Annotated in this window: 13 protein-coding genes; 7 read left to right on the top strand and 6 right to left on the bottom strand. The window is 58.4% G+C overall.

All coding sequences use genetic code 11. The annotated features are described in order from the left end of the window. Window positions 1–497: 497 nt before the first annotated feature. Window positions 498–1412 carry a LysR family transcriptional regulator gene (locus RSO67_RS11510; RefSeq protein ID WP_315843566.1) on the bottom strand — a complete coding sequence of 305 codons (915 nt, stop codon included), beginning with the start codon at window positions 1410–1412 and terminating at the stop codon, window positions 498–500. 142 nt (window positions 1413–1554) lie between these two features. On the opposite strand from RSO67_RS11510, the gene RSO67_RS11505 reads away from it, so the two are divergent. Then, a complete protein-coding gene (locus RSO67_RS11505; RefSeq protein WP_315843565.1) occupies window positions 1555–5106 on the top strand; it encodes an indolepyruvate ferredoxin oxidoreductase family protein in 3552 nt (1183 codons plus the stop codon). Window positions 5107–5263: 157 nt separating this feature from the next. After that, window positions 5264–6586, top strand: a complete 1323-nt coding sequence (locus RSO67_RS11500) for an MFS transporter (protein ID WP_315843564.1) — start codon at window positions 5264–5266, stop codon at window positions 6584–6586. Window positions 6587–6769: 183 nt separating this feature from the next. Here the strand turns inward: RSO67_RS11500 and RSO67_RS11495 are convergent, their stop codons facing one another. From RSO67_RS11495 to RSO67_RS11480, 4 genes are all read right to left on the bottom strand, one after another. Next, complete coding sequence (locus RSO67_RS11495) at window positions 6770–7258, bottom strand: MarR family winged helix-turn-helix transcriptional regulator (protein ID WP_315843563.1); 489 nt, start codon at window positions 7256–7258, stop codon at window positions 6770–6772. 70 nt (window positions 7259–7328) lie between these two features. Next, window positions 7329–8378: a gentisate 1,2-dioxygenase gene (gtdA, locus tag RSO67_RS11490; RefSeq protein WP_315843562.1), complete on the bottom strand. Its 1050-nt coding sequence runs from the start codon at window positions 8376–8378 to the stop codon at window positions 7329–7331. Continuing rightward, complete coding sequence (locus RSO67_RS11485; protein WP_315843561.1) at window positions 8375–10045, bottom strand: AMP-binding protein; 1671 nt, start codon at window positions 10043–10045, stop codon at window positions 8375–8377. Before RSO67_RS11485 ends, gtdA begins: the two co-directional genes overlap by 4 nt. An 11-nt stretch (window positions 10046–10056) precedes the next feature. Then, the gene (locus tag RSO67_RS11480) at window positions 10057–11235 is read right to left on the bottom strand and encodes an ABC transporter substrate-binding protein (RefSeq protein WP_315843560.1); all 1179 of its coding nucleotides are present in this window, start codon (window positions 11233–11235) and stop codon (window positions 10057–10059) included. Between the two features lie 168 nt (window positions 11236–11403). On the opposite strand from RSO67_RS11480, the gene RSO67_RS11475 reads away from it, so the two are divergent. The 3 genes from RSO67_RS11475 to RSO67_RS11470 all read left to right on the top strand — a co-directional run bounded on the left by RSO67_RS11475 (window position 11404) and on the right by RSO67_RS11470 (window position 13851). Further along, the gene (locus RSO67_RS11475) at window positions 11404–12255 is read left to right on the top strand and encodes a fumarylacetoacetate hydrolase family protein (RefSeq protein ID WP_315843559.1); all 852 of its coding nucleotides are present in this window, start codon (window positions 11404–11406) and stop codon (window positions 12253–12255) included. 86 nt (window positions 12256–12341) lie between these two features. Further along, on the top strand, window positions 12342–12683 hold the full coding sequence (locus RSO67_RS30470) for a hotdog domain-containing protein (RefSeq protein WP_410001882.1): 342 nt from the start codon (window positions 12342–12344) through the stop codon (window positions 12681–12683). 1 nt (window position 12684) lies between these two features. Then, window positions 12685–13851 carry an FAD-dependent monooxygenase gene (locus RSO67_RS11470; protein WP_315843558.1) on the top strand — a complete coding sequence of 389 codons (1167 nt, stop codon included), beginning with the start codon at window positions 12685–12687 and terminating at the stop codon, window positions 13849–13851. A gap of 509 nt (window positions 13852–14360) precedes the next feature. On the opposite strand, the gene RSO67_RS11465 is transcribed toward RSO67_RS11470, so the two are convergent. Further along, complete coding sequence (locus RSO67_RS11465) at window positions 14361–16040, bottom strand: thiamine pyrophosphate-binding protein (RefSeq protein ID WP_315843557.1); 1680 nt, start codon at window positions 16038–16040, stop codon at window positions 14361–14363. Window positions 16041–16273: 233 nt separating this feature from the next. Between RSO67_RS11465 and RSO67_RS11460 the strand changes: the two genes are divergently transcribed. Together RSO67_RS11460 and RSO67_RS11455 are read left to right on the top strand one after the other, a co-directional pair. After that, window positions 16274–17779 carry an aldehyde dehydrogenase gene (locus RSO67_RS11460; protein ID WP_315843556.1) on the top strand — a complete coding sequence of 502 codons (1506 nt, stop codon included), beginning with the start codon at window positions 16274–16276 and terminating at the stop codon, window positions 17777–17779. A 134-nt stretch (window positions 17780–17913) separates the two neighbouring features. Continuing rightward, window positions 17914–19299 carry an amidohydrolase family protein gene (locus RSO67_RS11455; RefSeq protein ID WP_315843555.1) on the top strand — a complete coding sequence of 462 codons (1386 nt, stop codon included), beginning with the start codon at window positions 17914–17916 and terminating at the stop codon, window positions 19297–19299. The last annotated feature ends 51 nt before the right edge of the window (window positions 19300–19350 follow it).

Genomic DNA, 19350 nt, shown 5'->3' with positions numbered 1-19350 from the left:
GGGTGAATCCCTTTGATGAGGTGCTCGACGGTCTAGCTGGTGCCGTCCAGATTGCGAGTAGGGCTCGGAAGCTCAAGTCCTACCAGACGTCGATCGTGTTCTGGACCTGGCGGTCGCCAGGCCATACATGAAGGCGCGCTCGATATCAGTCGCGTTGTCAGAGAGCACCGACGAGCGCGAAACTGGCGCATTTCTATACGACCTGGCCGAGGCATGAGCTATCGACAGCCGCAATCGTTGCCTCAGCGTCGGATAGGATATGCCGCAACAGCGAGTCTTTCAGCACCAGACTGAACGGAACGAAGACTGCTTCGACGTAGTTTGTCGCGACCAGCACCTGCAGACCCATTGGTCCGTCGGCATTATCACGACAATGCGGTCGCCCCTCTTCGCACCAGCGCGTCTAAGTCCATCTGCGAGACCCCGCACCAACCAGCTCTTCACGAAATGTCTCATCTGGCAGATCAGCGTCCTCGAATCCCGGCCGGGGAAGCTCGTTATTTCTCTACGAACAGCGAGGTGGTACTCTCGCGGAGCCATTTGAGCGCGGGATCGTCAGCGAACCTCGTGTGCCAGAATTGCTGGATTGGATAGGGCCTGATGTTAATCGGCGGCTCGACCATCCTCAGTTTTTCCAGGCGGGCGTAATACTCGGCGATGGATCGGGGAACCGTCACGATGAGGTCCGTGGCGGCGATGATCGCCGGCACTGAAAGAAAGTGCGAAGACAGCAATTGGATGCGTCTACGTAGTCCCTGCTTCTTGAGCAGCGTCTCGAACAATTCGTTGCTGCGTCCTACTGAGTGGACGACGGCATGCGACAGTTGCAGGAAGGTGGGGAGGCTCACGGACGAGGATTTCACGATCGGATGGTCGGCCCTCACAAGGCACACCAGCGAGTGCATGAATAGTCGTCGTCTCAGCAATCCGGGACCTTCCAGATTGGGGAAATAGCCGAGGGCGAGGTGCACTTGGCCGGATGATAGGGCCGCTTCCATCTGGTCGTTCGCGATCTGCTCGCAGCGGAGATTGCAGGAAGGTGCGTGCTTGGCGAGATGAGCCGCCAGTTTCGGAAGAAAGTGAATCTCTCCGACGTCCGGCATCGTCAATACGAATTCACGGCGCGCTGTTCCTGGATCGAATGCGGCTTGCTTTGTCACAGCGACATCGATCGCCTTGATCGCCTGTTCCGCGACACCCACCAGTTCCTCGCAACGCGATGTCGGCAACATCCCGTGCGACGTGCGTATAAAAAGTTCGTCGCCGATGGCCTTCCTGAGCCGCGCCAACGCGAGGCTGGTCGCGGGTTGACTGAGATCGAGTTCTTCGGCCGCTCTGGACACGCTGCGCAGACGATGAAGCGCGATCAGCAGCCGCATCAGGTTGAGGTCGAGGCTATGTGCGTTCCGCATCGTTCATCTCCGCCTGATATTTGTAAAACGAATATACCGAATACTATAAACTTTATTGCGTAAATGGGCAGTTTGGCCTTTCCTCCCACTCAGACGCTCGCGACCGGCGGCCGGCTGTGGCACCGGTCGAAGAAGCACATGGGTGGAAGCGGTGGTAACGATTCAATCGAAGCGGCGGCCGTCTTTGGACGATCGGTATCGCGTGGAGGATGGCCGTCTTTTCCTGACCGGCAACCAGGCGCTGGTTCGGATGCTCATCGAGCAGATGAAGAGCGACCGCAGCGCCGGAATTCGGTCCCGCGCGTTCGTGACCGGCTATCCCGGCTCGCCGCTTGGAAGCATCGATCTGGCTCTAAAGCAGGCCAGCAAACATCTCGCTGAATACGGCATCACCCATCTGCCGGCTCAAAACGAAGAATTTGCGGCTTCGTCCCTCATGGGGACTCAGATGCTCGACGAGCATCCGCACGACGACGTCGACGGCGTCGTCGGCTATTGGTACGGCAAGGGTCCTGGTCTGGATCGGGCTGGGGACGCGCTCAAACACGGTAATTTCGCCGGCACAAGCAAGAACGGCGCGGTCGTCATCCTCAGCGGTGAGGATCACGAAGCCAAGAGCTCGACCGTCCCCTATCAGCAGGAATTCGCCTTCGAGCACCACGGCATCCCCGTGCTCTATCCAGCAGACATTCAGGAGTTTCTGGATCTGGGGCTGCACGCCGCGGGTTTGTCCAGATTCAGCGGATGCTGGGTGGCGTTGAAGCTCGTTGGGACGCTCTGCGACGGCGGCGAGGTCGTACAGGTCCATCGCGACGGCGTCGCCATCGAGAAACCGCAAATCCAGACGGCGGCCGGTCCTTTCGCGAAGGTCGCGAACCACAGGTTCTTTCCCGTCGTCAACGTCGAGACAGAGCGGAAGCTCTACGAGGAGAGGCATGCCGCGGTTCTCGTCTACGCCCGGGCAAACAAGCTCAACAGGATCGTGGTCGACAGCCCGGAAGACGAAATCGGCATCATCAGTGCGGGCAAAAGCTGGTCCGATACTCTGCAGGCGCTCGATGATCTGGGGTTATCCGGCAAGCTGCCTGCGGCTCGCATCCGACTGGCCAAGATCGGGCTCGTCTGTCCGCTAGATAAGGAGTTCGTCCAGCGGTTCGCGCAGGGTCTGAAGACGATCATCGTCGTCGAGGAAAAGCGCGATTTCCTGGAACGGCAGATCGCAGCGGCGGCGATCGGTACTACCGTGGTCGAAGTGCTTGGCAAAAGAGACCGAAGCGGCGAGATCCTGTTTCCCGTTCACGGCGGAATGAACAGCGACCTCATCGCGGAGCGGTTGGCGAAGGTTCTGCCGTCGACGACGAAAGTGCCAGCCGCTGCGACACCTGCTGCCGGCAATAACGCCGAGATACACACGAAGCGAACTCCGAACTACTGCTCGGGCTGCCCTCACAATACCTCGACGCTTCTCGCGCCGGGGCAGATGGCATGGGGTGCACCCGGCTGTCATCTCTTCGCGGCCTTGATGGACAATCCACAAAAGCGGGTCGAAGCAACTACGCAGCTAGGCGGAGAGGGACTGCCGTGGATCGGCCTGTCGCCGTACACCAGCCGTGGCCATATCGTGCAGAACCTCGGTGACGGCGCTCTTTTCCATTCAAGCTACCAGAACATCCGTTATGCCGTTGCGACGGGGGTCAACATCACGTTCAAGATCCTGTTCAACGGCGTGCTCGCGAACACCGGCGGGCAAGAACCGGTCTCGACGGCGACCGTAGCCGATCTACTGACCCACTTGGCCTTGGACAGGGTTGCCAGGATCGTACTGATCAGTAAAGAGCCCGAACGCTATCGCGCTGTGAAGCTCCCTCCGATGGTGGAGCTGCGCGATGTCTCGAAACTGGAAGCTACCATGGCCGAGTTGGCCACTGTGCCGGGGGTGACTATCGTTCTATATGACGGTATGTGCGCCAACGAGCGCAGGCGTCGTCAAAAACGTGGGCTTCTTCCGGCACCGACCAAGTTCACCTTCGTCAATGAAGATGTCTGCGAGAACTGCGGAGATTGCGGCGTCAAGGCCAACTGCATGTCATTGCAGAAGGTCGACACGGATTTCGGGCCCAAAACCCAGATCCATCAGTCGTCATGCAATCAGGATCAGGCTTGCGTCGTCGGCGAGTGCCCGTCCTTTGTGACGGTGGAGGTGAGCGACGGTGTTTCCTTAAAGAAACCGTCCGCCGCAGAACTCGACACATCTTGGCTGACCGAGCCGGTCTATGCGCCGATTACGCAGACTTACAGCATCTACATTCCTGGACTTGGCGGCACCGGGGTTCTGACCGCAAGCGCGATGCTCGCCCAAGCGGCAGCGCTCGACGGTCTCGAGGTGAAGACATACGATCAGACGGGAGCCGCCCAGAAGTGGGGCCCTGTCCTGTCGAGCCTGGTGCTTGCTCCTTCTGGCACGGTTCCGTTGACGAATACGGTCGGCCGCGCGAAGGCGGATCTTTATCTGGCGCTCGATCTACTGGCGGCGGTGGAGCCTGCGAACCTTGCCCGCTGCGACGTGGGGCGCACGAAATCCGTCATGAATGTGAGCGTCCTTCCGAACGGAGAGATGATCCGGGACGTACGGATCAAGGCGCCCATCGAAGAACTCTGCCGCAGGATCGCCGGAGCGACGAACGGAGACGCTGCGGTCGCCCTTGATGCGCGGCGGATCGCCGAAGCGCTGCTCGGGGATTATCTGATGACCAATATGGTGGCCATCGGAGCCGCGTATCAGGCGGGGTGGCTGCCGATCTCTGGACCGTCGATCGAGACGGCGATCGAACTAAACGGGGTTCAGGTCAACGCCAATCTTCTCGCATTCCGGGCAGGGCGCCTGTGGCAGTGCGACCCCAAGCGGATGAGCGCCATGATCCAGCCGCGGCCGCAATTGCTGGCAAACCGGCTTGATACATTGACGAGTGGACCCGTGAGCCGCGCTCTGAACGGGGTCTGCGCCGCAAATGCCTGGATGAGCGGATTAACGAAGGACCTCATTTCGAAGCGCTTCGCGGACTTGGCGAATTATCAGGGCCTGCGATATGCCCAAGAATATATCGATGCCGTACTGAGAGTTGCGGATGCGGAGCGCGCCGCCATGGATGGATCGTTCGACGCGTCGCTGGTCGGTACCGTGGCCCGCAATCTGCACAGCCTCATGGCGTACAAGGATGAGTATGAGGTCGCACGTCTGCTGACCCGTAATTCCTTCGAAGCCCGCTTGCGCGGCAGCTTCAATGGGCCAGTACGCATCAATTACAATCTACAGCCCCCGTTGGCCCGGCATTTTGGCGTAACCAGCAAAGTTCGGCTCGGTCCTTGGTTCAGGCCGCTCATGGTCGTGCTGGCGCGACTGAAATTCCTGCGCGGAACACCGTTCGATCCATTCGGTCGGTTGGAATCCCGCCGCGAAGAGCGAGAGCTCATTCATTGGTATCTTCAGCTTCTTGATGTCGCGCTGCCGCTATTGCGATCAGACACGCTCGGTAAGGTGGACGAGATCCTATCGCTGCCTGCGGAGATCAGAGGCTACGAGCACATCAAATCGGATTCCGTAACCAAGACCAAGCAGCGGGCGGCCACACTTCTTTCATCGCTCACAGCGCCTCCGGCGAAACGAGTTCAAGAGGCCGCACCTGAGCTTGCCTAACCGGCAGCGGGGCGCCGTGCGGTCGAAGTCCGCCCCATAATTCGCAGATGCCCCAATCGTATCTGCAGTCGAATTTGACGATCGAATTGAACTGCTTGCGTGCCGAGGCGCAAAGCGGATCGACAATCAACTCGGATCATCAAACGGAGGGAACATCATGATGAATGAGCACGCGACCACCGCGGCGATTACGCCTCAATCCGAGCGGAAGACCAAATCAGAGCAGGCCGCACATCGCAAGCTTCTGGTCGCCGGAGCGATCGGGACGACGATCGAGTGGTACGATTTCTTCCTTTATGGACTAATCGCCCCCTTTGTTTTCGAGCGTCTCTTCTTTCCAAAATTCGATCCCACGACTGCGACAATTGCGGTCTTTGCGACTTTTGCGGTTGGCTTTCTCGCCCGCCCCCTTGGCGGAGTGATCTTCGGTCACTTCGGAGATGTGGTGGGCCGAAAGTCGGTGCTTCTATCGACGATGCTCATCATGGGGCTTGCGACCATGACTATGGGCCTATTGCCCACCTACGAAGCGGCCGGCGTCGCGACCACGGTGGCGTTGGTGTTTTTGCGGTTTCTGCAGGGCTTCGCTCTGGGCGGTGAGGCCACGGCTGCCGGCCTAATGGCCGTCGAGACGGCGAGCAAGAATTCGCGCGGATTGTCGGGCGCGGTCATTCAGGCCGCAGGCCCGATCGGTGTCGTGCTGGCATCGCTTTCTGTGCTTCTGATTACCAGGCTTCCGGAAGCCGACCTGTTGTCTTACGGGTGGCGTATCCCATTCGCGGCCAGCGGCGTGCTGGTCGCCGTCGGCCTCTATTTGCGCTACGGCATCGAGGAATCGAAGTTGTTCAAGGCGGCGGCTACGACAGAGCGCCCCGCCGTGGAAGCCATCAAGAAGTATCCGAAGCAGATATTGATCGTTTTTTTCATCGAGCTGGCGCAGACCTCGTTCTTCTACCTCAGTGCCATCTATACACTCTCTTACGCAACGCAAACGCTCGGCGTGGCACGCGGTACACTTGCCCAGGCGGTGCTCATCGCGAATATCTGCGGACTATTCTTCGTGCCGTTCTTCGGAGCGCTTTCCGATCGGGTCGGCCGTCGGCCTGTCTACGGAACCGGACTCGTTCTCGCAGCGGTATCCATGCTGGTGTTTTACGACGTATTGGCGATGGGGAGCGTGACCTATCTGACGATCGCGATCGTCATTACGGCCGGCATCATCCATCCGATGATGTTCGGACCGGAAGGGAGCTTCTTTCCGGAATTGTTCCCGACATCCGTTCGCTTCAGTGGCGTCTCGATCGGCAAACAATTTGGTACCGTCCTCGGCGGTGGCATCGCGCCGTTGGTTGCGGCTACTCTATATGCACGTTTCGGAACGACCACTGCGATCAGCGTCTACTTCATCATCTTGGCCGTGGGCGGAGGCATCGCACTGGCCATGGCCCGCGAAACCGCGAAAAGTGCGCTCAACGAGTGACGGAAGTCGCTCGGTGCCAGACCGCTGGCCCAGGCGTTCGGCCGTCTTCGAGACGGCCGAAGTTTTTTGCGAGAGACGGGCGAAGCACGGATGCGCATCGAGATGTGGCGGGGCATCCAGTGTAAGTGCGTCGAACGGCACATGGACCTTGGTGATCCGCGGAGCTCGCAAGAGGACTCTTCGTCAGCTCCTGGCTTTCGTCGACCCGGGTTTTGGCGCCGGCTGCATATCCTTGAAGTCCATGATCCGATGATACATCTCGCGGAGGAGCCGGCGCATGGTCTCGATCTCCTCTGTGGAGAAGTCCGCGACGATGATCTTCTCATAAACGAGAGCGGCAGGGGTTAGCTCTTCGACCAATTCCTTGCCGCGGCGCGATAAGGTGACAGTGATCTCACGCTTGCTCAGCTTGGAGCGCTTCTTCTCGATCAGGCGCCGCCGCTGCATCCCTTCGGTAAGCCTGGAGAGGGTCGAGGAGTCGATGCTGGTGTGGATCGAGAGCTCGATCAGCTTTTGATCGCCTATGTCATGCAGGACCGACAGGACGCGCCAGTGGGCGATCGTCAACTTCTGCGCGGCCAAGTCACGGGAGAAGATGTCGTTGACGGCCGACGCAAGCCTGTTGGTCAGATAGGGAATGCGTTCTTCGAGGGCGTAGTTCAGCTTCTTCATGTGCGACTTTTGCAAAGCCGCACACTATTCTTGGGGTGCAGGAGAGGCAAGTCGGTTTCTCTACCGGAGCCTAGTGTTTTTCCTCGCGGAACAGGCCCAGTTTCTCATGAACCGGTCGATCCGAAAACGAGAACAGAACACAGTCGCCTTTGAGCGCGCGGATCGTGTAGGGGCTCCAGCCTGGCATCGAGAACACGCCATTCTCTTGCAGGATCTCGGGCGGACGGCCCTCGACAGCGATCTCGACTTCGCCTTCGAGCACGACAAAGACTGCGCTGTCGGTCGAACGATATTTTGCCGTCGAGAAGTCCGCCGGAAGAAGCCTCATGGTCGGTCCCAAGGTCGGCATGACCCAATCGCCATTCACCGGATTGACGTATCGGAGGCAAATGCCGTGATGGGGATCGATCTCGCCGGTGCCCGCGAGGCGGTGCAGAGCTTCGCGCGTCCGCGCATAAGGATAGTTGAAGATCGGCGAGGTCAATGATTCCGGACGATATTCGACCGGAAGCAGCCCGCTTCCGAAGCGCGCCTCGGAATATCCTTCCGGGCGCGTCATGGCCTGAGCCGAGTCCTGGTGCTCTTCGCGGAAGCCCGTCTTCAGGAAGCCGACGAGCGGTACGTCGAGGCAGTCCATCCAGATCACGGGACCGTCGCCGTCGTGTCCGTGATCATGCCAGGTCCAGAATGGGGTCAGGATGAGATCGCCACGGTGCATCATGGTCCGCTCGCCTGCGACCGCGGTATACCCGCCGTCACCTTCTAGGACGAACCGCAGCGCCGATTGGGTGTGACGGTGGGCGGGGGCGACTTCGCCAGGCAGGATGAGTTGCAATCCGGCATAAAGTGTATCGGTGATCTGCGAGCGTCCGCGCAGCGCAGGATTTTCGAGCACCAAGACGCGCCGCTCGGCCTCCTCGGCACTGATGGACGAGCCTGCCGCAAGCAACTGCGGGCGGACGATCGACCAATGCCAGGCGTAAGGTGTCGCCGTCGGTCGAGGATCGGACGGAACGAGGCCTTTCAACACCTCCCATAAAGGCGCTAGGTTGAGGGAATCGAGCTTCTGATAGAATTCGCTGCGATCGACGCTATTTTTCAAGATGTTCTGTTGGTTCATTTGATTTCCTTTCGCGAAACGGTCTCTTCGTTCTGCCCGGTCTCATCCGCGAGCCGGCTAGCGATGATCGAGCGCAGAGCGGCGCGATCCAGCTTGCCCACCCGCGTCACGGGGAAGGAATCGATCGGTTCGATTCGCTCGGGTAGTTTGAACTTCGCTAGCCCCTTGGCGATGAGGAATCGGGCGATTTCGGCGAGGGTGATCAGTTGGCGGCCCGGCTTAGGAATGATGAAAGCGCAAGCCTTCTCGCCATATGTCGGGTCAGGCATCGCCACGACTTTGCCGTCCACGACATCCGGGTGCTGGGCGATCAGATGTTCGATATCTTCGGTGCCGAACTTTTCTCCGCCGCGGTTGATGTTGTCCCGCATCCGTCCTTCGAATACGAAAGCCGTTCGGCCATCGATTTGAACGCGTCGCATCAAATCGGCAGTGCGAAAGAATCCGTCACTCGTCAAGCATTCGGCGGACAGTTCGGGCGCTGCGAAATAGCCTCTGAGCGAGGAGGGCCCTCTAAAGCAGAGTTCTCCGACCTCGCCATCCGCGACTTCGTCCTCCGTGCCCGGTTGAAGCAGGCGAATTTCGTCGAAGGCCGAAGAGGGGGCGCCTACCGATGCATGCCGGACCGAAGCCGGGTCATCGGGATGGCCGGTCAGGACAAGACCTTCCGTGATGCCGAACATGTTCGTGGTCGCGACACCGGTCGTGCGCTCGATCGAAGCTGCGCCCTGGAGCGTGAGAAAAAAGCGCAAAGTGGAGAGATCGAACCGGGAGACGCCGTCGAACGAAGCGATAGCAGGTGCGTGCGGACCGATCGTGAAGGCGTGATTGACCTTCCAGCGCTCAATCAGCGTGAGGAATTGCTCGGGATCCCAGCGCGGAACGAGCACGGTACAGCAACCGTAGAGGACTGTCCGGAGCAACGCGAACATCATGCCGGCATTGTGCATGAGCGGAAGTGCCCAGATCCCGACATCGCCGGGCTGCATGTCGTAGCGGTCACACCACTGCCGCACGTGTCCCAGATACTCCGCGTGAAACCTCGGGATCACCTTCGGCACGCCCGTCGAACCGCCGGACAGCTGCAGAACCGCAACATCCTGGCCGGATGTCGCCAACCGTCCCGTCACCGCAGTCAGGGCGTCTGACTTCTTGTAGGACGTGATGTGGTGGCCCTGCCGTTCGGAGGGCCGGCTGAACGCGATCACGTGGGCAATGGATTTCTCCCGCGCGACATCCTTGGCGAATTGCACGAGATCGAACGTGCCTTCTCCGCTCTGCACGAAGTAGGCCGACGGACGAGTGATATCCGCCAGCTTGTGCATCTCCAGCTCCCGGTACTGCGGAATGGTGCAGACCGGGATTACGCCAGCCTTGAGGCAAGCGAAGAAGGACACGACGGTCTCGATGGTCGTGCCCATCTGGAAAAGAGCGCGGTCGCCTGGTAGCAGCCCGCACTCCACCAGAATACGGGCAAGCTCATCCGACCGCATTCCGAGCTCTGCGAACGTCATCGTCACGTCGTCGCAGACGAATGCCGTCTTATCTCCGTAACGCTCGCAGCACTCTCCAAGCTGCTCGTCGATACGCCGGTCGATCCACGCGCCGTCGCGGATGAAGCGTTCGGCCGCGGCGGCATTCGCATAGACGACGCCCTCTAACGGCACTCGTGGTCCTCTCACTTCGCGGCCCCCTGGACCAAGGCACAGTTTCCGGCGTTGAGAGGCCTGAACGCAGCCTCGGCCGAAATGGTATCGATGAGTTTGTAGTAGTCGAAGGGGTAGCGGCTTTCTTCCGGCCGCTTGACCTGGAAAAGATAGATAGGATGCACGGCGCGGCCGTCGGCTCGCACCGTCGTTTCGCCGAAAAGCGAATCCTTGATCGGAGCGCGTTTCATTTCCGGAACGGCGACCTTCGCCTCGTCCGATCCGCCCGCTGCGACCGCGCGCAGATAAGCGAGGGTGGACGAATAGACGCCGGCATGGTTCGCGCTCGGGACTTTGCCGCCCATCCGCGCCGCGAAGCGCTTCGCGAAGGCGCGCGTTTCGTCGTTCATATCCCAGTAGAACGACTCGACGAGCAGAAGGCCGCTCGCTGTCTTTAGTCCGATCGAATGAATATCATTGATGAAGATCAGAAAGGCGAGCAGGGACTGGCCGCCGCGGCTCACGCCAAACTCGTCGGCCTGCTTGATCGCGTTGATCGTATCCGTTCCCGAATTCGCCAGCCCGACAACGTCTGCCTTCGAAGCTTGAGCACTCAGCAGAAACGATGAGAAGTCGGCCGTCGCGAACGGATGACGTGCTGACCCTTTGACGCTGCCTCCCTCGGCCACGATGAAGGACGTTGCCTCACTCTCCAGGGCCATGCCGAGCGCGAAGTTAGCGGTGAGAAAATACCAGCTCTTGCCGCCGCGCTTCGCCATCGCAGACGTCGTCGCACGGGCAGACGCCCAAGTGTCATTGACCCATTGCACGGTGTTCGGCGAACAGAACTGTCCAGTCATGTCCGACGTCGCCGTGCTGGATGCGAGAAGCGTCATCTTTGTTCCGCGCAGCAGCGAATTCAGCGCGAGGCCGACGGCCGAGTTGGGAACATCGACGATCGCGTCGACGCCCTCGACATCAAGCCACCGGCGAGCGATCGCCGTCGCGACGTCGGGCTTGTTCTGATGATCGGCATATATGATTTCGACCTTTAGATCCTTGCCGCCGCCGGCGAAGTCCTCGACGGCCATCCGCGCGGCTTCCACCGAACCCGGCCCGTTGGTGTCCTGGAAAATTCCAGACATGTCGTTGAGCACGCCAACCCGAACGACGCCGCCCGAGATGTCGGCTCGTGCGCTGCCGTTTGACATCGCTATCGCACTGCAAAAAGCCGCTGCTACCAATTTTCTGTACATCGTTCCCTCCGGTTCATTTGTTTCACTTGGCACTGCCGTTCATCGACGGCTTGACCTTAATCAATATACTGCATATGCAACAAATGCAAATGCATCAATAAACTCTGCCAGGGAGAGGCGCAAATGAAGATCTGCAGGTTCAACTCCAATCGTGTGGGTGTCATCGAGGGTGATACGGTAAAGGACATCACCAACAAGCTTGATCTTAATCCGACATGGCCACTTCCGCCCGGTGATTGGGTCGTTTCCCAGTTAGCAGCGGCAAATAGCAGCGATCTGCTTGCCGGTGCGAAGAGCTTGCCGCTATCGGACATTCGGCTGGACAGCCCGATCGCGAATCCAGGGAAAATCATCGGCGCGCCGATCAACTACAAGGCCCATATCGATGAAGCGAATGCCGACCGCGAGATCAATCAGGGCAAGACCTATACGCAGCTCGACGAATATGGTCTGTTTTTGAAGGCGGGCAGTTCGCTCATCGGCCCCTCGGAGGTCATCCGTCCGCGTTTCGCCGATCGACGCACGGACCATGAAGTCGAACTCGCGATCGTCATCGGCAAGACGGCGAACCGTGTCTCTCGCGAGAACGCATTCGACTACATCTACGGATACACGGTCGGCCTCGATATTACCGTGCGCGGCAAGGAGTTCCCGGGCTTCCGCAAGTCGCCGGATACGTACAGCGTGCTCGGTCCGTGGATCGTGACCGCGGACGAGATTCCGGATCCCGACGCGCTCGACCTGTGGCTCAGCGTTAACGGCCAGATCAAGCAGAAGTCAAATACGCGCATGATGATCTTCGGCGTAGCGCGCCTGATCGAGTACGCGTCGTCGTTCTACACACTTCATCCCGGCGACGTCATTATGACGGGCACGCCCGAAGGTGTTGGTCCGATCGTGCCGGGTGATACCCTCGACGTCGAAGTCGAACGCGTCGGCAAGCTGGCCATCAAAGTCGGTGAGGTGACCGCTTGAACGCGTTCGCTTATACGAGACGGTTGAGTTGGAGCGAATGCGACCCCGGCGGAATCGTATTCTTTCCGACCTACGCCCGATGGGCGGTGGATGGCCTCAACGAGATGTTCCATGCCGGCGGCTATACGCCCAACATTAGAAGGGCCGACGGCTCCACAGAGGGCCTACCTTGTGTAGAGTTCAACATGCGATTCTTTGATGCACCCAAACTTCACGCATCGATCACGCATGAGATCTCCGTCAGCCGAATCGGCACAACATCCTTCACCGTCCGGCACCGCTTCACCGGTGAGGGGGGTACTTACGCGGAGCTGACGGACAGCCGCGTATGGGCCTTGCACGTAGACGGGGGTCTCCGGAAGAGTCCGCTGCCGCAGCCCGTGATCGACCTTTTAAACGCTCGAAAAGTCTCCGAGGCCGAGGAGTAGTATGGCGAAATCACCCATCAAGATCAGAATTCTTGGCGCAGGTCCGGCCGGTCTCTATGCTGGATACCGGCTCAAGCGCCTCCTGCCGTCTTCCGACATCATGATCGTCGAGCAGAATCCGCAAGACGTCACCTTTGGCTTCGGCGTCGTCCTGTCGGCGCAAGGGCTTCAATTTCTTGCGGGCGACGATCCTGAACTCGTTCAGGCGATCTCCAGCGGATTGGAAGCTTGGGAGGACATCGAGGTGAGGGTCGGCGGAGACCGCGTTCGCATCGATGGCATCGGGTTCACGGCCATCGCCCGCCTCGAACTTTTACGTATCCTTCACGCGAAAGTCCGCGAGGTCGGTTTGCAGCCGATCTATGGTAAGTCCCTTGGGGATCTTTCCCAATTCCGCAATGCCGATCTCGTCATCGGTGCCGACGGCGTAAATTCTCTGGTTCGGAACGAGCATAAGGAGGCGTTCGGAACGAAGGTCGAGAATCTCACAAACTGGTTCGCCTGGTTCGGCGCTGCACGCCCGTTCGACGCGCTAACACAGACCTTCCTGGAAACGGAAGAGGGCCCGTTTAACGCCCACCACTATCGTTATTCCAAAACGCACAGCACATTCCTGGTGGAGACAACTGCCGACAACTTCGAGCGGCTCGGGCTTCAGAAGTTCTCTGAAGAGGAGTCGCGCCTCTTCTCACAGAAACTATTCACTCAGGTTCTGGAGGGAGCCAATCTACTGACAAATCGGTCGATCTGGCGTCAGTTCCCAAAGATCACGAACGAACGCTGGTCGCACAAGAATATGGTTCTTGTGGGCGACGCTCTGCGGACGGCCCACTACTCGATCGGATCCGGAACGCGGCTTGCGTTGGAAGATGTGCAGGCGCTCATCGGTGCAATTGCCGGGACGAACGGCGATATTCCATCGGCGCTCGCTCTATATGAAGAACGGCGGAAGCCGATCGTAAATAAACTGCTCTCCGCCGCTGCCCAAAGCGCGGAGTGGTACGAACATTTTGATCAGAGGATGAAGCTTCCGCCGCTTGAATTCGCGCACGAATATATCAGTCGGTCGGGGCGGGTGGATCCAGACCGTCTTGTTTTGACGTGTCCCCAGTTCGCGCAGGACTATATGAACTGGAAGAAGATCGCCGATAGGGGGCCTGGCGGCTGACTGTCGCCTTCGTCAGAGTCGGCAGCTCATCGAGACCCGTGCGTCGCCGGAGTCGCCGCCGTTTGAAGTGCCGAACTTGCAGGCTAGCCGCGATAGATATCGCCGCAACGATAACTCCACCAATCGCGTCGTCCAAATGCGTCAGAGCGAGCATCCACTTGCAGATTTCGGTGGCGACGGCGTTCCATTCGTTCGGCGGAGGGCCTCTTTATTTGCCGTCCATTCTATGGACGGCTCCGGAGGGCGTTTTATACGCGGCCCAAAATTGCTAATAGCCGTTGGCTGAATCAACGGGCTGGAATTTTAGTTCGTTATGTCGAAACTGGAAGAGAGTGGCAGGGAGTACGACGGTTTTCTAGAGGTCGTACCAAAGTTGATACTAAGATCGCCGCGTCGCTTTCTTTTGGCCAATACAATGCTTCGATGCTTACATCTGGCCCAGTTGTAAGCGAGCATAATGGCCGGCGCTGGTCAGCAATACCGGCCGAGCTTTGAATGCCCGTACTCAGCTAGAGTTTTCGCTCCATCACTGCATCAAAGTTCGTGACAGGCGGAAATGCTTCCTTATCGATTGTCACATCGATGACAAACGGAACCGAACTTTTCATTGCTTGGGCTAAAGCAGCAGAGAATTCCTCTCTGTTGTTGACCTTTGCTCCCTGTGCGCCAAGGGCCGTTGCCGCCATTGCGAAGTCGATCTTCCCGAAGTCGTTAGCCTCGGCGACGACGTTTCCGTTCCACCGATACTTCTGCTCGTGATATTCGAATGCGAGCGCGCTGTTGTTCATGACAAGGATCACCACCGGCAATTGATAGCGTACGGCCGTCTCGATGTCCGCGAGATGATAGCCAATACCGCCGTCACCTGTGATGCAAACGACCTTTTCCTGACGTGCCATTTGGACCCCGAGCGACGCGGGCAGCGCCCATCCAAGAGATCCGATCGCACGGAAGAAGCTATCGTACCGAGCAATAGGGTAGAGCACGCCGGTCCATGCAGCCATGTATCCGGTGTCGGCAACGAGCGTAACTTCGGTGGCATAACGAGACAGCTCGTCGAGGACTGAAAGCGGTGAAAGCGCAGCGTTGTCTGCAACAGCCTTGATCTGTTGCTTGTGGTGAACGGTCCACCCTTCCACTTGGGTCCTGCAATGTGTCAACCAATCGCGGGAAGCCATCATTCCCTTCTGTTTCACGACATTCAGGATGTCAGCTAGAGAAATCCCTAGATCTGCTCTGATAGCAAGTGAAAGCGCATAGGCGTTTACCAGCGCCTGAGAGTCATGATCGATCTGCAGGACGGTGGCGCTCCGATTGGGCAGGGAGTAGCCGTTTGTTGCCAGGCCACCCAGTCGTGTTCCCAGAGCGAGAACACAATCGGCTTCTGCCAAAAGCGCATTAGCCGTGACCGACGAATACCGACCGACGACGCCGCAGAAATTTGGATGGGACGCGAGAACGGCTGGCTTTCCGCCCGCGGTTGCGACAATCGGGATACCGGCGAGATCGGATAGCAGCGCGAGATCGGTCCACGCGCTAGCGAGCCTGACACCTTCACCGACGAACAGGACGGGCCGCTGAGCATTCTTCAGCGAGGTGACGGCCGCTTCGATTTCGGAAGCAAGCGGACGAATCTTGCTCGGTTCGGCAATGTTGCGTCGCGAACCTGCTCTTGGCGTGTCAGGAGCGCCGGGCATTCCGAAGAAGTTCTTTGGAATGTCGAGATGCGTCGGACCGCGAGTAGGCGTGGCTGCAATCTGTAAAGCCTGCCACACAAGGTCGCCGGCCGTGCCCGGATCCGCGACGGCGCCGTTCCACTTGGTCACGGGACCGAAAATGATGTGTTGATCGAGGTCCTGATACTCGTTCATGTGCACTGCTTGTGTGGCAGTTGCGCCCGTGAGTGCAAAAACGGGCGATTGAGCCCAAACTGAGTCGGCCAAAGCGGCCGCAACGTTCGCGGCCCCTGGACCCGCCTGCCCGTAGGTAGGAGTTACGCGTCCGCTCGCTCTAGCATAGCCGTCCGCCATATAAACAGCACTGGCTTCGCTGCGGCCCACCACCATTCGGATTCCGGCATCGCGAAGTGCGATCCAGAGTGGCTGGTCTCCGCCTGTCAGAAGAAAGAAGTTTTCGACGCCGGCGGTCTTTAGGGACGCTGCGATATCGGTGGCGACATTGTTTGTCATTCTATTGTCCTTGGAGTCAGTCGTCGCCTTCGACAGGCGGCATGATGTGAATTCGCGTCCTCCAAAAAAGACGTAGTACCGTAATACTGAAGCAATTTATTTTGTCAAACCAAGAGCAGTATTTGCGTTCCGCTGCAGTGCAAAAGCTGTTCCTGCCGAAATTCTGTCATCCTCTTCATTTCTCGATTGACGCGAATAAATAAATAATACGATATTACGAGAGCATATTATTTATGGCGCTGAGATCGATTGCGAGGGATATGGTGAAAAAATATCAAATGTACATCGGAGGAAAGTGGGAGAACCCGAGCTCAGGCGAATGGTTCGAAACACTCAATCCCTATACCGCCGAGCCTTGGGCGCTGATCCCGCGCGGTAACTCGGATGATGCAGCACGTGCGGTACAGGCTGCGCATCGTGCAATGCATGTAGGGGAGTGGCCGAAGCTGAATGCTACCCAGCGCGGCGCCTTGATGCGCAAGCTCGGCGATCTGATTGCGGCAAATGCCGAGCGACTTGCCGAGATCGAAGTAAAGGACAACGGCAAGCTGATCAGCGAAATGCGGGGGCAGCTCAATTACATACCGCAGTGGTACTATTATTTCGGCGGCTTAGCGGACAAGATCCAGGGGTCTGTCCTCCCGATCGATAAGCCGAACATGTTTACCTACACAAAGCATGAGCCAATAGGCGTGGTGGTTGGCATTATTCCTTGGAACTCGCCACTCATGCTGGTGGCGTGGAAACTCGCTCCGGCGCTTGCCGCCGGAAATACAGTGGTATTGAAGCCGTCCGAGTTCACATCGGCATCGCTCCTGGAAATGATGTCGCTGGTAGAGCAGGCCGGATTTCCGCCCGGCGTCATCAATGTTGTGACCGGTTTCGGCAACGAGGTGGGGCCGACGCTGGTCGAGCACCCGCAAGTTGCGAAGGTCGCCTTTACTGGCTCCGACGCTACTGGCCAGAAGATCTATGAAAGTGCGGCTCGTGGCTTGAAGCGCGTCAGCCTTGAACTCGGCGGAAAATCACCCAACATCGTGTTCGATGACGCTAATCTGGACAACGCCGTCAATGGCGCTATTGCTGGCATCTTCGCGGCGGTGGGGCAGGCGTGCATTGCGGGCTCGCGAATGCTGGTCCAGGAGTCCGTGCATGATGCATTCGTCGAAAAGCTTCTGAAAGCGACGCGCGCCATCAAGATGGGCGATCCCATGCTCGCCGAAACCCAAGTCGGACCTGTCGCTAACATTCCGCAATTCGACAAGGTGCTGTCCTATCTCGATATTGCCAAGAAAGACGGTGCTCATCTCGCGATCGGGGGCGAGCGCTCCTATCGGCCCGAATGTGGCAAGGGACTTTTCATCGAACCGACTGTCTTCACGGGCGTCAAGAACAACATGCGCATTGCACAAGAAGAGGTGTTCGGACCAATCCTCTCGGTAATACCTTTTCACGACGAAGAGGAAGCTATCGAAATCGGGAACGACACCTTGTTCGGCCTCGCAGCTGGCGTCTGGACGCAGAACATGAAGCGGGCCCATATCATGTCCGATCGGCTCAAGGCCGGTATGATCTGGGTGAACACCTATCGCATGGTGAGCTATATGGCTCCGTTCGGCGGCTACAAGCGAAGCGGTCTCGGTCGTGAAAACGGCATCGAGGCGATCAACGAGTATATGCAGACTAAGACCGTCTGGATGAGCACTGGCGAGGAGCCGTATCCGTTCGTACTCCGCTAGGTCATGCAACAAGTACAATGCCAGTTACTAGGCGAAAGATGCGAACTGCCCGAGTACTGTAGATGAACTGATCAACGAAAATGACCGGCGGGATCAACCCGAGCGGTCGCATAAGAATATATAGGGAGAACACCATGAGAGCAGCAGCTTCGGCCGTGGCCATTGCGATGTCGTGCTTGGTTCTTTGTCAAGCGCCGGTACAGGCGCAGAATAAGGAGGCAACCAAGCCCATCGTGTTAAAGGGGGCAACCTTAATTGACGGCCTGGGTGGGAAGCCCATACCGGCTTCCGTTCTCGTCATACTGGATGGACGTATCACGGTTGTCGGTAGCGCGAAATCTGTGAAGACGCCGCCGGGTGCCCGGGTTGTCGATCTCAAAGGCAAGACGATCATGCCTGGCATGATCTCTAACCATTCTCACATTGGTATCGTGAGGGGGCTGAAGGCAGGCCCGGACAACTACAATCGCGACTATATCCTGTCGCAACTCCGGCAGTGGGAGGCCTATGGAGTGACCACGGTCACTTCGCTTGGTCTGAACGCACCGGAATTCTACGATCTGAGAGCGGAGCTGCACTCCGGTAAGGCACCTGGAGCGGATGTTTTCGGAGCAGACCGCGGGATCGGTGTTGCTATGGGTGCTCCACCGGCGGCGATCGTGCCGGTTGGACCAAGTCAGATCTATCGTCCCGATACACCGGAGGCCGCGAGGGCAGCCGTTGCGGAAATGGCGGCGCGCAAGACTGATCTGATCAAAATATGGCTCGATGATTTCGGAAAGATGCTACCGGTCAAGGTGAAGCCTGAGGTTTATGCGGCGGCGGTAGACGAGGCTCATAAGAACAAGCTACGCGTCGCCTTCCATATCAATGATCTGGAGGACGCACGGGAAGCCTTGAAGGCTGGCGCAGACATTATCGCACACGGCATCCGCGACAAGGAGGTTGACGCTTCTACGATCGACCTCATGAAGAAGAGGTCAACTTGGTACGTCGCGACGCTGGCACTAGACGACTCCAATTTCATCTTTGCCGACAGGCCAAAGGTCACGGCCGACCCATTTGTAAACCGGGCTTTGGATCCGACCGTCAAGACGCAGTTGGAAGATCCCGCGTGGCAACAGAAGGTTCACGATGCTCCGGGATCGGAGCGTGCACGCAAGGCGCTGGCGATGAATCAGAAGAACCTGATGACACTGTATAAGGCCGGCATCAATATTGGCTTTGGATCAGATTCCGGCGTCGGCCTTCGCTTCCCTGGCGTTGCCGAGCATCGTGAGCTTGATCTGATGGTTGAGGCGGGCCTTACGCCCCTGCAAGCTTTGACGATTGCGACCAGCGGTGCTGCGAAACTGCTCAAGCTCGATGATCGTGGTGTCCTGAAGGCCGGAAGGCTTGCTGATCTCGTCGTACTGGACGCGGACCCTTCAACTGACATCAGCAACGCCCATAAGATCGCAGCAGTCTGGCATCGCGGTCGGCCGGTTGCGGCCTCTATTGGGACGTTTGCACAACGATAACACGGGCGGACAGCGACAATAAAAAGGGTTCTAGCCCGTTGCCGCTTTTGT

Source organism: Tardiphaga sp. 709, assembly GCF_032401055.1.
Taxonomy (GTDB): domain Bacteria; phylum Pseudomonadota; class Alphaproteobacteria; order Rhizobiales; family Xanthobacteraceae; genus Tardiphaga.
This window is presented reverse-complemented; position numbering and strand designations above follow the sequence as displayed.

Bases quoted from the DNA above. Each gene is read 5' to 3' on its own strand.
- RSO67_RS11470 (WP_315843558.1), top strand. From the start codon at position 12,685: ATGGCGAAATCACCCATCAAGATCAGAATTCTTGGCGCAGGTCCGGCC.
- gtdA (WP_315843562.1), bottom strand. From the start codon at position 8,378: ATGAACCAACAGAACATCTTGAAAAATAGCGTCGATCGCAGCGAATTC.
- RSO67_RS11480 (WP_315843560.1), bottom strand. From the start codon at position 11,235: ATGTCAAACGGCAGCGCACGAGCCGACATCTCGGGCGGCGTCGTTCGG.
- RSO67_RS11455 (WP_315843555.1), top strand. From the start codon at position 17,914: ATGAGAGCAGCAGCTTCGGCCGTGGCCATTGCGATGTCGTGCTTGGTT.
- RSO67_RS11495 (WP_315843563.1), bottom strand. From the start codon at position 7,258: ATGAAGAAGCTGAACTACGCCCTCGAAGAACGCATTCCCTATCTGACC.
- RSO67_RS11465 (WP_315843557.1), bottom strand. From the start codon at position 16,040: ATGACAAACAATGTCGCCACCGATATCGCAGCGTCCCTAAAGACCGCC.
- RSO67_RS11475 (WP_315843559.1), top strand. From the start codon at position 11,404: ATGAAGATCTGCAGGTTCAACTCCAATCGTGTGGGTGTCATCGAGGGT.
- RSO67_RS11460 (WP_315843556.1), top strand. From the start codon at position 16,274: ATGGCGCTGAGATCGATTGCGAGGGATATGGTGAAAAAATATCAAATG.
- RSO67_RS11510 (WP_315843566.1), bottom strand. From the start codon at position 1,412: ATGCGGAACGCACATAGCCTCGACCTCAACCTGATGCGGCTGCTGATC.
- RSO67_RS11500 (WP_315843564.1), top strand. From the start codon at position 5,264: ATGATGAATGAGCACGCGACCACCGCGGCGATTACGCCTCAATCCGAG.